Annotated in this window: 9 protein-coding genes; 6 read left to right on the top strand and 3 right to left on the bottom strand. The window is 44.6% G+C overall.

The genetic code is table 11. The features are described from left to right. Positions 1-315: 315 nt before the first annotated feature. From ASV53_RS18515 to ASV53_RS18490, 6 genes are all read left to right on the top strand, one after another. Positions 316-1,950 carry an ABC transporter substrate-binding protein gene (locus tag ASV53_RS18515; RefSeq protein ID WP_094958179.1) on the top strand — a complete coding sequence of 545 codons (1,635 nt, stop codon included), beginning with the start codon at positions 316-318 and terminating at the stop codon, positions 1,948-1,950. A 79-nt stretch (positions 1,951-2,029) separates the two neighbouring features. Then, positions 2,030-2,950: an oligopeptide ABC transporter permease OppB gene (oppB, locus tag ASV53_RS18510; protein WP_062688494.1), complete on the top strand. Its 921-nt coding sequence runs from the start codon at positions 2,030-2,032 to the stop codon at positions 2,948-2,950. A gap of 15 nt (positions 2,951-2,965) precedes the next feature. After that, a complete protein-coding gene (gene oppC, locus ASV53_RS18505; RefSeq protein ID WP_062688847.1) occupies positions 2,966-3,877 on the top strand; it encodes an oligopeptide ABC transporter permease OppC in 912 nt (303 codons plus the stop codon). 111 nt (positions 3,878-3,988) lie between these two features. Beyond that, a complete protein-coding gene (locus ASV53_RS18500; RefSeq protein ID WP_062688496.1) occupies positions 3,989-4,954 on the top strand; it encodes an ABC transporter ATP-binding protein in 966 nt (321 codons plus the stop codon). After that, positions 4,954-5,940: a murein tripeptide/oligopeptide ABC transporter ATP binding protein OppF gene (oppF, locus tag ASV53_RS18495; protein ID WP_094958178.1), complete on the top strand. Its 987-nt coding sequence runs from the start codon at positions 4,954-4,956 to the stop codon at positions 5,938-5,940. Before ASV53_RS18500 ends, oppF begins: the two co-directional genes overlap by 1 nt. Positions 5,941-6,143: 203 nt before the next feature. Next, positions 6,144-8,246: a methyl-accepting chemotaxis protein gene (locus ASV53_RS18490; RefSeq protein ID WP_094958177.1), complete on the top strand. Its 2,103-nt coding sequence runs from the start codon at positions 6,144-6,146 to the stop codon at positions 8,244-8,246. A gap of 81 nt (positions 8,247-8,327) precedes the next feature. On the opposite strand, the gene ASV53_RS18485 is transcribed toward ASV53_RS18490, so the two are convergent. From ASV53_RS18485 to norV, 3 genes are all read right to left on the bottom strand, one after another. After that, positions 8,328-9,461, bottom strand: a complete 1,134-nt coding sequence (locus tag ASV53_RS18485) for a ribosomal protein uL16 3-hydroxylase (RefSeq protein WP_094958176.1) — start codon at positions 9,459-9,461, stop codon at positions 8,328-8,330. A gap of 100 nt (positions 9,462-9,561) precedes the next feature. Continuing rightward, positions 9,562-10,722 carry an NADH:flavorubredoxin reductase NorW gene (gene norW, locus ASV53_RS18480; RefSeq protein WP_094958175.1) on the bottom strand — a complete coding sequence of 387 codons (1,161 nt, stop codon included), beginning with the start codon at positions 10,720-10,722 and terminating at the stop codon, positions 9,562-9,564. Positions 10,723-10,733: 11 nt separating this feature from the next. Further along, entirely contained in the window at positions 10,734-12,248 is a 1,515-nt protein-coding gene (gene norV / locus ASV53_RS18475; RefSeq protein WP_094958174.1) for an anaerobic nitric oxide reductase flavorubredoxin, read from the bottom strand. Positions 12,249-12,345: the final 97 nt, after the last annotated feature.

Here is a 12,345-nt window from a genome sequence, read left to right as displayed (position 1 = left end):
CAATAATTATTTATTCAAAAATGAGCCTTTTTTGGCTGATTTGGCGGATCTTTCTTTGTTTTTACTAAATCACAAACACTTTGTCTGAAACTGACTTTCTTTGTGGTGGATATAACTGCCTGTTCAGCTGTTATTAAGAATAATACTGCTTTTTGTGATAGTTTTGTGGCAAATTACTTCAATGCCTGTTAGTGTTTTGAGCAATTCTTCGGTTAGATTTACATTGTTTAGGATTAACGATGTGAATATTGCGTAACATTAGACGCCTACCGAAGAACGTCATGGACGCAACGATAGAATGTATTGGAGTTATGCATGTATAAGAATAAAATCACTCAGGCGTTATTAGTAAGTGCGGGTCTGGCTGCTTCAGCTATGTCATTTTCAGCACTAGCAGCAGAAGTGCCTGAGAGTGTAAAACTGGCAGCTACACAAGAGTTAGTTCGAGGTAATGGTACTGAAGTTGCTTCGCTTGACCCACACAAGACTGAAGGTGTGCCAGAATCAAACGTTATCCGTGACCTACTTGAAGGCTTAGTTAACCAAGATGGTGACGGTAACACTATCCCTGGTGCTGCTGAAAGCTGGGAAACTACTGATAACCGCACATTTACCTTCCACCTACGTAAAGATGCTAAATGGTCTAACGGTGACCCTGTTACCGCTGACGATTTCGTTTATAGCTTCAAGCGTGCAGTCGATCCTGCAACAGCTTCGCCTTATTCATGGTATTTAGAAATGACCACCATGAAGAATGCTGAAAAAATTATCGCAGGTAAAGCAGACAAAGAATCGTTAGGTGTGACAGCGGTAGACCCGTATACACTGAAGATCGAACTTGAATCTGCAGTACCTTACTTTGTGAAAATGATGGGCCATACAACGGTTAAGCCTGTAAATCGCAAAGTAGTAGAGAAATTTGGTGATGATTGGACTAAACCTGCAAACTTCGTGGGTAACGGTGCATTCGTACTTGATAAGTGGGTAGTGAACGAGCGTATCGTGCTTAAGCGTAATACGCAGTACTGGGACGATAAGAAAACAGTTATCGACCAAGTAACTTACCTGCCAATCGAAAACCAAGTAGCGGAAATGAACCGCTTCTTATCTGGTGAAATTGATATCACCAATGAATTACCAAACGAGCACTTCCGTCGCTTGCAAAAGCAACATGCTGAAGATGTACAAATTGTTGGTAACCTATGTTCGTACTATTACGGTTTCAATAACGAGAAAGCGCCGTTTAATGATGCACGTGTTCGTAAAGCCCTATCTTATGCGATTGACCGTGACATAGTAACGAAAGCATTGCTTGGCCAAGGCCAAAAGTCTGGTTATTTCCTAACACCTGAAATTACTGCGAACTTCAATCCAGTAACGCCTGCCTACGGCAAGCTTTCGCAAAAAGAGCGTAATGCTAAAGCGAAAGAACTGCTGGCAGAAGCTGGTTTTGATAGCAGCAACCCGCTAGAGTTTACTCTGCTATACAACACCTCTGAAAACCATAAGAAAATTGCGGTTGCAATTGCCTCTATGTGGAAGAAGAACCTAGGTGTGACAACTAACCTTGAAAACCAAGAGTGGAAAACGTACCTAGACAACCGTCGTCAAGGTAACTTTGATGTAACTCGTGCGGGTTGGTGTGGTGATTACAATGAAGCATCAAGCTTCTTGTCACTAATGCAAAGTAACAACAGCTCAAATGATCCTAAGTACCACAGCAAAGAGTACGACGGAATCATGGAAAAAGCGCTGGCGTCGACTTCAGATGCTGAGCGTGAAGCGCTATACATCCAAGCTGAAAAACTTCTGGCAAAAGACATGCCAATTGCCCCTATCTATCAGTATGTTAAAGCTCGCCTTGTGAACCCTCATGTGGGTGGTGTAGCAATGAATAACGCTGAAGATAAGCTTTTCTCTAAAGATATGTACATCATTGCTGACAAATAAACAGCAAGCATAATAAATAAACACTACACCCAGGACTGGGTGTAGTGTCTTCTGTCACAGACCAAACTCGGTAGAAATTATGATTAAACTAATTGCTAAAAGGATTTTAGAAGCAATACCAACCTTGTTGGTGTTAATCACTATCTCTTTTTTCTTAATGCGTTTTGCACCAGGTAACCCTTTTTCTTCAGAGCGTCCATTACCACCAGAAGTAATGGCCAACATTGAAGCGAAATACGGCCTTGATAAGCCCGTATTTGAGCAGTACACCACTTACCTTGGCAACGTATTACAAGGGGACTTCGGTCCGTCTTTTAAATATAAAGATTTCACAGTTAATGAACTAGTAAGCAAGGCATTGCCTGTTTCAGCAAAGATTGGTTTCTTTGCCTTCATTTTTGCAGTTGTTATGGGGGTTACGGTCGGAACGGTGGCCGCCTTGAAGCATAATACCTGGATAGACTACACCATAATGTCTACGGCAATGGCCGGGGTCGTCATGCCCTCCTTTATTCTCGCCCCAGTATTGATCTATATCTTTGCGATTAATCTTGGTTGGTTACCTGCTGGTGGCTGGCAAGACGGTTCGCTGAAATTCATGTTATTACCCATGTTTGGTATGTCGTTGCTTTACGTTGCTACTTTTGCTCGTATCACTCGCGGTAGCATGATTGAAACGCTAAACAGTAACTTTATCCGTACCGCGCGTGCGAAAGGCCTAAGTTACCCTTACATCATTTTAAAACATGCACTTAAACCTGCGCTTCTTCCTGTTGTGTCATACATGGGTCCTGCGTTTGTCGGCATCATCACAGGGTCGGTTGTTATCGAAACCATCTTTGGCCTACCAGGTATTGGTAAGCTATTTGTGAATGCAGCCTTCAACCGTGATTACTCATTGGTACTGGGTGTGACAATCCTAATTGGTGCGTTGACCATTATCTTCAATGCCATCGTTGATATTGTACTTGCGTACATTGATCCGAAAATTCGTTACTAGGAGAACAAGAAGATGATGTTAGTTAAAAAGGAAAGCGTTGACGCTATCGAGAACTTCTCTGATCAGTTAGAAATTGAAGGTCGTAGTTTGTGGCAAGATGCCCGTACTCGATTTAAGCGTAACAAAGCTGCGATGGTGAGCTTGACGATTCTTACGCTAATCACTCTCGCGGTTGTTTTTGGTCCAATGTTCAGCCAGTACGCGTTTGATGATACCGATTGGTATGCATTGCACGCGGCGCCAAGCCTTGGCGCTGAAGGTCACTTTTTTGGTACTGATAGCTTAGGTCGTGACTTGTACACACGTACGTTGGTTGGTGGCCGAATCTCTTTGATGGTGGGTATTCTTGGTGCCTTAGTAGCGGTTGTGATTGGTACACTTTATGGTGCAACATCTGGCTTTATTGGTGGCCGTACCGACCGTATCATGATGCGTATTTTGGAAGTGCTTTACTCCATTCCATTCATGTTCTTTGTTATCGTGCTGGTGACATTCTTTGGCCGAAACATCATGCTGATATTTGTCGCTATTGGTGCAATATCTTGGCTTGATATGGCGCGGATTGTACGTGGTCAAACGCTGTCTTTACGCAGTAAAGAGTTTATTGAAGCCGCGGAAGTCTGTGGTGTAAGCCGCTGGAGAATTATTACTCGTCACATTGTTCCTAACGTACTCGGTATTGTTGCGGTCTACTCAACGTTGCTAGTACCGTCAATGATTCTGACTGAGTCATTCCTTAGTTTCCTTGGCCTTGGTGTACAAGAGCCAATGACAAGCTGGGGTGCATTATTACAAGAAGGTTCTCAAACCATGGAAGTTGCTATTTGGCAACTGTTGTTCCCGGCTGCATTTATGGTCGTAACTTTGTTCTGCTTTAACTATGTCGGCGATGGTCTGCGCGATGCGCTTGATCCGAAAGACAGATAACAACAGCACCTGCTAACAGGTACAGAACAAATTAATGGATATATTGCAATAGTTTAGCGCAGCCCTATCAAGCAACACTGCGCTGAACCGTTGCAAATAAGGAAGGAAGCAATGAGCCTATTAGATGTCAAAGATCTGCGTGTTGAATTTACAACGCAAGACGGGATTGTTACCGCAGTTAATGATCTAAACTTTTCTCTAAACCAAGGTGAAACCTTGGGTATTGTGGGTGAATCAGGATCAGGCAAAAGCCAAACTGTATTCGCTATTATGGGTCTACTCGCTAAAAACGGTATCATCAGCGGCAGTGCTGAATTTGAAGGCCGTAACATTCTAAATTTGCCAGAGAAAGAACTGAACAAAGTTCGTGCTGAGCAAATAGCGATGATTTTCCAAGACCCCATGACTTCGCTTAACCCATACATGAAAGTCTGCGATCAGCTGATGGAAGTGTTGATGCTGCACAAAGGCATGAGCAAAAGAGAAGCCTTCGAAGAATCTGTTCGTATGCTTGACGCGGTTAAAATCCCGGAAGCACGTAAGCGTATTACCATGTATCCCCACGAGTTTTCTGGCGGTATGCGCCAGCGTGTAATGATTGCGATGGCACTGCTTTGTCGTCCTAAATTATTGATTGCCGATGAACCAACAACCGCATTGGATGTAACCGTTCAAGCGCAAATCATGGAAATGCTTAACGAGCTTAAAACAGATTTCAATACCGCGATTATCATGATCACGCATGATTTAGGTGTTGTTGCGGGTAGCTGTGACAAGGTACTCGTTATGTACGCTGGCCGTACAATGGAATATGGCAAAATTGATGAGATTTTCTACAAACCTTCGCACCCATATACGGAAGGTTTATTACGCGCTATCCCACGCTTAGACACAGAAGGTGAAGTATTACCGACGATTCCAGGTAATCCACCTAACTTACTTCGCTTGCCTGTTGGCTGTCCGTATCAAGACCGTTGTCACCGTGTGACAAGCCGTTGTAAGCAAGAAGCACCAGATCTAAAAGCTTTCACTGAAGGCCGTCTACGTGCGTGTTTTTCTGATGTGGGGACGTGGTAATGAATACTCAAAAGAATCTGTTATTAGATATTAAAGACCTTAAGGTTCATTTTAACATTGCGGCTAAATCAGCGTGGCCTTGGGCTAAGCCATTAAAGCTTAAAGCCGTCGATGGTGTTGATATTCGTTTATACGAAGGCGAAACCTTGGGTGTGGTAGGTGAATCAGGTTGTGGGAAATCGACCTTTGCTCGTGCCGTTATTGGCTTAGTGGAAGCAACAGAAGGTAGTGTTGTCTGGTTGGGCCAAGATCTGACGAAGTTGCAGCACAGTGCTTTGCGTGAGAAACGCAAAGAGATCCAAATGATCTTCCAGGATCCGCTTGCGTCGCTAAACCCACGTATGACAGTCGGCGAGATCATCGCGGAACCGTTGAAAACCTTCTTTCCTGAATTATCAGAGGACGAGGTAAAAGAGCAAGTGAAACAAATGATGACCAAGGTGGGCTTACTACCAAACGTTATTAACCGTTACCCACATGAATTTTCAGGGGGGCAGTGCCAGCGTATTGGTATTGCTCGTGCGCTTATTCTTAAGCCGAAAATGATCATTTGTGATGAACCTGTATCTGCTTTGGATGTATCTATCCAAGCACAGGTGGTGAATTTGCTTAAAGAGCTGCAGAAAGAAATGGGACTAAGTTTAGTTTTTATTGCCCATGACTTGTCTGTCGTTAAACATATATCTGATCGTGTACTGGTTATGTACCTTGGTAATGCGGTGGAGATGGGCGAAAGTGATGCGTTATTTGCAGAACCTAAGCACCCCTATACCCGCGCGCTGATGTCTGCGGTACCGATCCCTGATCCCGAACTAGAAAGAAACAAGACTATCCAGTTGTTGGAAGGTGAATTACCATCACCCATAAATCCACCAACAGGCTGTGTGTTCCGTACGCGTTGTCCGCAAGCAACTGAAGCTTGTGCTCAGCAAAGACCATCGTTAAAAGGCGATGATATTCATGCGGTAGCTTGTTTGAATGTGTAACAATTCGAGCCTGTGACAGGCTTTGAGCGCGGTGTTAAAACCGCGCTTTTTTTATGCCTGTAATTTAGGTTTGAGTTTATGAACGTCATAAAAATGACTTCATAGTCAATGATTTAACATATTGATAACTGACTTGATAAAGGTTAAATTTAACACTTATTTTACTTTTATAATTTGGTTTGGCATTACACAAGGATGTTGTTATGCGGTCGCTTTCAGTGCAATGGAAAATTACGCTACTTGCTGGTATGGGTTTACTCGCCACAATTACAGTGCTTACTGGCCTGTCATTTTATTTCTCATCTCAAAGCCAACGCTTGGTGAATGAGCAGACATTTTCGTCGCTCAGAGAACAATCTCAATCTTTGGTGCGGGTCCAAGCGCAGCGTCAGGCTATTCACGTTAAGCAGTATTTAGATGAAGCGGCGTACCGTGCTGAAATGTTGGCGCAGAGTGTGCTCTTCTTAAAGTTTAACGCGGAAGAAAACTATACGAATAGTTCTGAGCTTCGTGGTTCAATCAATGAGCTGTTACGTCGTTCAGTGGATAGTTTCAGTAATATTCGTGGTGCTTTTGTTGTATTTAATCCGAACGCTTTGGATGGTGAAGATGGTAATTACCATGGCGCCGATTACGTTGGTGCCAACTCGACAGGGCGTTTTTCACCTTATTGGGTGACAGCGCAGGATGGGACTCCAGAGCAAACTATTATCAATGAAGCAGATATTACAACATCGGCACAACGTCGGTTTAGTTGCAGTATTGCTCAGCAAGCTGCCTGTGTACTGAGCCCTACGCGTTCTGCTAATCAGATGCTAATCAGTTCAATCACCACGCCACTCATTGTTGAAGGCCAAGCGATTGGCTTGCTGGGGCTCGATATTAATTTAAGTGCGTTGCAGAGTGTCATTTCTGATGTTGATGGCAATCTGTTTGATGGTGCAGGCAAGGTCAGTTTGCTCAGCGATAACGGTACAATTGTCGCGTGGGATCAAAGTCGTCAACGTATTGGTAGCCAATATAGTGCCAGCGATGCACTCCCGAGTGAGATTACTACTTGGTTAGCGACAGGTGATGAATTCATCGATTGGAGTGCTGATCAGCAATGGTTAACCGCTTATATGCCGGTTGAACTTGGTCAATCAGCATGGGGGATTGTTATTCAGCTCCCTACAGGCAAGGTGCTAGCTGAGGCAACGGCATTGAATGCCAACATTGATACGTTGCGGGTTGAGTCATCGCAGGTGCAAATCATAGCCAGTGTGGTGATGGCATTCGTTGGGTTAGTGGTTGTGTTATTCGCTTCTGCAAAGCTAGTGGCTCCAATCAAGGTGTTGGCTGCTCGGTTAGAAGATATCGCATCGGGTGAAGGTGATCTCACCCAGCGTATTCAGCTTGATCAGCAAGATGAAGTGGGCCAGTTAGCAATGTGGTTCAATCGTTTTCTTGATAAGTTGCAAACGACAATGAAACAAGTTGTCGTGGCGGTTGATGAAGTTGATACCACGGCCAGTGAAGCGGCTAAAGTGGCGAGCAATAGTCGCGATGGTAGCCAAGCGCAATTTAAAGAAGTGGATATGGTCGCGACGGCTTCGGAAGAGATGACACAAACCGCTGGTGAAGTGGTACAGCATACCCAAACCGCGCTGGAAGCTGCGCAGCAGGCGGGTGAAGCCGCGATGGCAGGGCAAAGCGTTATTCAGCAATCTGCGAGTTCGATGACGAGTTTGGTTGAACGGATGGAGCTGGCGGTGCCAGTCGCAAATGAACTTTCTAATAGCAGCAAAAATATTGAAGAAATACTGCAAGTAATTGGCGGCATTTCAGAACAAACAAACTTGCTGGCTCTGAATGCAGCGATAGAGGCGGCAAGGGCGGGTGAGCAAGGACGTGGTTTTGCGGTTGTGGCTGATGAAGTACGCCAGCTTGCGAGTCGGACTCAAGATTCGGTAGGGCAAATTCGTGAAGTCATCGAACAATTACAGCAAGGTACTCGGAGTGTGGTCGCGGCGATTCAAGAAGGGAACCACTTGGCGGGTAATACTGCGTCACAGGTGTCTGAGGCTGTCGTGAGTTTAGAACAAATTACTGATTCAGTAACGGCGATTCAAACCATGAACGAACAAATCATGCGCGCGGCGCAAGAGCAGCAGGCGGTCTCGGGGGAAGTGAACCGCAATGTTTCGAATATTCGAGAGTTGAGTGAAAGTATTTTGCATCAAGCGGGCAGTTCTGCGGATATTAGTGATCGTTTAACCGCGTTGGCTGAGCAGCAAAAACGCTTAACGGGGCAGTTTAAAGTCTGAACAATCCGTTACGCCAAATCAGAGATGAAAAAGCCGAATCATTAGATTCGGCTTTATTGTATAGGTTTGCCGGTCTTGAAATTACTCGGCAGGGTACCAGCAACCTTGGTTGATCAGCTGAGTCAGCAGATCAATTACGGCTGGGTGCTCACGCATAGCCCCTAATGTTTCACCATCAAGTGTTTCTTGATCACAAAGTGCAATGATCACTTGGCTGCACTCTTCTGGTAATTCAACGGTTTCACCATTGATATAGCCAATATGAGGTGTTTCAGGGTAATAGAAAGCACGTAAACCGCCAAGGCGTTTTAAGGTTTCGTTCGCCATGAAGAATTGGTGTGTTTCACTGTTTTCCCATGACGGTTCAGCAGCAATCAGATCTAGCTCATGACGGCTTTGGCTCAGGTGTTCACCCATCCAGCTTTTCATTAGCTCTGGGTGATCCAATAAGCTACGCATCATATCTTCTAAATCTTGACGTTCAGCGTCTAAGATCGCACCGCTGTTACTGCGTGCAGGTAAATCAGGGTTGTGATAGTGCACATCGCCAATTTCATTGGCAATTACATGATCAGCAAAACTGCTTAATAACTCTTGTTTTTTCGGTGAACGGAAACCGACCGAAAAACTCATTGATGTTTCGATTGCGTAGCCATCGTGTGGGAAGCCCGGTGGGATATATAAAATATCACCCGGTTCTAATACATCGTCGATGATAGGGTCAAAAGATTTAATTTGACGCAATGCAGGGTGACGAAACTCTTCTTCGTAATCGTCACTTTTAGGGCCAACACGCCAATGACGCTTACCCGAACCTTGAGTAATGAATACATCGTATTGATCGATATGAGGGCCAACACCGCCACCAGGGGTCGAGTAGCTGATCATCAAATCGTCCATCAACCAGTTTGGTAGTTGGCGAAATGATGTCACAAGGCGAGCTGCGCCTTCGTGCCAATGGTTTGCAGCCTGAACGATGAAAGACCAGTGATCTTCTGGTACGTCATCAAATGTCAGCGGACCGTGTTTAACTTCCCATTCGTCGCCATGTTGGGCAATGTAACGTGAATCAACTTCGTCTTCCATTGCAAGACCTGCAAGTTCATCAGGACTGATTGGATCAATAAAGTTTTTGAAGCCACCTTTAATAATGGTGGGTTTTTTCTGCCAATATTCGGCAAGGAATTCTTCGAAGTTGAAAGTTAAATCGTACATGTAGGTTTTGACTCGATGTGCATGAGCCGCGATTATAGCGTATTCCTCATCAAACGTGATGAGGAATTCGCTTAATGCGTATAGGTGAAGCTTTGAACCGTTATTGCAACTGCCTTAGCAGAGGAAATGCTGAGGATTGTTGATCGTGACTTGCGACAAAACCTAGCAAATTATTGGTTTGTGGATCAAAGGCTTTAGCTATATATCCACTCTCAGTCTTGATGATTTCCCACTTAGTATCTTTACGTGTTGTTTGACCTGAAAGCGATAGTGGGAACCACGGCGTTTTTGCTTTTATCAAACTATTTGGAAGATTAACTGGGGTTGGATTTCCCGTTAATGTTTTCGCTAATGCCATTGCTGATAGCATGGTTGGTTGTAAGAAAGCCCGTACTTGCCCATCCATTTCTGCGCAATCACCCAGTGCGTAGATATCGGGATGTGACGTTTGCAGATGGCTATCAATCACAATGCCCTGTTGGATTGTTAAACCCGCTTGCTTCGCTAAAGTGATATTTGATTTAAGCCCCATAGCAGCAATAATGACGTCATATTCGGTATGCTGACCGTCACTGGTTTGGGCGATTAATTGCTGATGGTGGCGATGAATACTGTCAACGGTTTGGCCTAGCTTGAGTACGACACCATGCTCCGCCATCGTTTGATATACCGACGCACTCAGTATTTCAGGCAGTAAGCTTGGCATGATATGAGTGGCTTTATCAGTTAGGGTGACTTGCTTTCCTGCTATCGATAAATCCATCGCAATCTCAGTACCAATGAGACCAGCACCAAGGACTAACACTGACTTAGCGGCTGCAATTTTGTCCTGATTGGCTGCGTACTCCGTCAAGCTATTAAGCGTGATCACCTCATCCGCGGCGTTACCTGTAAAGGGAGGTACGAAAGCTTGTGCGCCTGTAGCGAGTACTAACTTGCTATATTGCAGCGTACCTTTACTTGATTTATTGACGTAATCGAGTTGTTTACCCGTTGAGTCAATCGCTTCAACCCTGGTATTGTTAAGCAATGTGATTGCATTTGCTTGAGCAAACTCTGTTGCGGATTGTTTAATTAAATCACTGGCTGTTTGTTGCCGTGAAAATACATGGCTGAGATCGGGCTTCGCATAATCATCACCATTGTCAGCGGTGACAACGGTAATAGCGGTAATAGCGGTAGCGGTATCTAGCTTACGGATTGATTTTACAAGTTGGTAAGCGGCAAAGCCGCTCCCAACAATAACAATGTGATCGCTCATTGTATTTTCCCTTACGCCAATGGCTCAAAAACTTCTTTGCCAATGCCGCACTCTGGGCATAGGAAGCTGTCTGAAAGATCATGGAATGAAGTGCCAGGTTCTACATTTTGGTTTGGCTCGCCAACTTTAGGGTCATAGATCCAATTGCAGACAGTGCAGATATAGCAAGTGCAATCATCAGCGTGATCCCCTTTATTCGCTTCCACTTTAGCGGCTTCTTGAGCTGCTTCTAGAGGAACTTGAACTCCTGATTGTAGCTGTTCATCAGTTTGACTTGTTACAGTCTCTGGCTCTTGAGGTTTCTCGCCCATGTCTGCCGCAACAACATTTTGGTTATTCCATGCTTTGGCAATAGACACACCATACTCAACGCAGGTTGCAACGCCTTCACCGTCTGGTTTCCAGTGTAAGTGCAAGGGTGCTTCAACGCTAAATCCAGCTTCTTTCAGACGGGCATCAATGCGCTTCACTGCACCACCAGTCCAGCCTGAAGACCCAAATGCTGCCGCCGCTTTTTCTTTGAAGCGCAGGCCATGAACTTCTTCAAGCAGAGCCGCTACTTTAGGCATCATGACATTGTTCATTGTAGAGCTGCCCACTAGCACGCCTTTAGAGCGGAATATGTTAGCGAGGATGACGTTCTTATCATGACGAGAAATATTATAAATTTTGATTGCAGTATTAGGGCTTTCGCTACGAATACCTTTAGCAACCGCATCTGCCATGATTCGAGTATTACCACTCATGCTGTCATAAACGATTGTGATGCAATCTTCTTTGTATGCTTGTGACCACTCGTAGTATTTCTCTACGATTTGAGTCGCGTTCTCGCGCCAGATACAGCCGTGAGATGTGGCGATAATGTCGATTGGAACACCAAGTGCTAGAACCTCTTCGATTTTAGCTTTAACTAGCGGTGCGAACGGAGTCAGGATATTTGAGAAGTAGCGCTGGCATTCATCGAATAGCTCAGTCTGATTCATCTCATCATTGAACAGGTGCTCATCACAGTAGTGCTGACCGAAAGCATCATTAGAGAATAGGATGTTGTCGCCAGTCATGTAAGTAGCCATTGAATCAGGCCAGTGCAGCATCTTCATCTCAACAAAGACAAGTGCTTTGCCGTTACCAATATCAAGTGTGTCACCCGTCTTGACCACTCGGAAATCCCAGTCTGGCTGGTGGTGATGACCAATGATGCTGTCAACGCCAGCCTCAGTGCAGTAGATCGGTGTGTTTGGAATCTTTGCCATTAGCGTAGACAATGCACCAGCGTGGTCATGCTCAGCATGTTGAGTGATGATGTAATCAATTTGGTTAAGGTCAATTTCTTGTTCTAGGTTCGCAATGAATTGCTCGTCGAACTGATGATCGACTGTGTCGATTAGAACCGTTTTTTCTTCTTGGATTAGGTAGCTGTTGTAACTCGTACCACGGCCCATTTTGTACTCAGTACCGTGGAAGTATTCTGTTTCCCAGTCTTTGATACCAACCCATTTCACATTGTTTTTAACTTGAATAGACATAACAGCTACCTATGTATTTTGCATAACATGTATTTTGAGTGCATGTTATACCTCGGTATTTGTTATGGCAATACAAAACATGCATAAAAAATACATG

Source organism: Photobacterium sanguinicancri (genome assembly GCF_002265265.1).
GTDB lineage: Bacteria > Pseudomonadota > Gammaproteobacteria > Enterobacterales > Vibrionaceae > Photobacterium > Photobacterium sanguinicancri.
This window is presented reverse-complemented; position numbering and strand designations above follow the sequence as displayed.

What these genes read in the sequence shown, in the direction of transcription:
- ASV53_RS18515 (WP_094958179.1), top strand. Translation starts at nt 316, where the DNA reads ATGTATAAGAATAAAATCACTCAGGCGTTATTAGTAAGTGCGGGTCTG.
- oppB (WP_062688494.1), top strand. Translation starts at nt 2,030, where the DNA reads ATGATTAAACTAATTGCTAAAAGGATTTTAGAAGCAATACCAACCTTG.
- oppC (WP_062688847.1), top strand. Translation starts at nt 2,966, where the DNA reads ATGTTAGTTAAAAAGGAAAGCGTTGACGCTATCGAGAACTTCTCTGAT.
- ASV53_RS18500 (WP_062688496.1), top strand. Translation starts at nt 3,989, where the DNA reads ATGAGCCTATTAGATGTCAAAGATCTGCGTGTTGAATTTACAACGCAA.
- oppF (WP_094958178.1), top strand. Translation starts at nt 4,954, where the DNA reads ATGAATACTCAAAAGAATCTGTTATTAGATATTAAAGACCTTAAGGTT.
- ASV53_RS18490 (WP_094958177.1), top strand. Translation starts at nt 6,144, where the DNA reads ATGCGGTCGCTTTCAGTGCAATGGAAAATTACGCTACTTGCTGGTATG.
- ASV53_RS18485 (WP_094958176.1), bottom strand. Translation starts at nt 9,461, where the DNA reads ATGTACGATTTAACTTTCAACTTCGAAGAATTCCTTGCCGAATATTGG.
- norW (WP_094958175.1), bottom strand. Translation starts at nt 10,722, where the DNA reads ATGAGCGATCACATTGTTATTGTTGGGAGCGGCTTTGCCGCTTACCAA.
- norV (WP_094958174.1), bottom strand. Translation starts at nt 12,248, where the DNA reads ATGTCTATTCAAGTTAAAAACAATGTGAAATGGGTTGGTATCAAAGAC.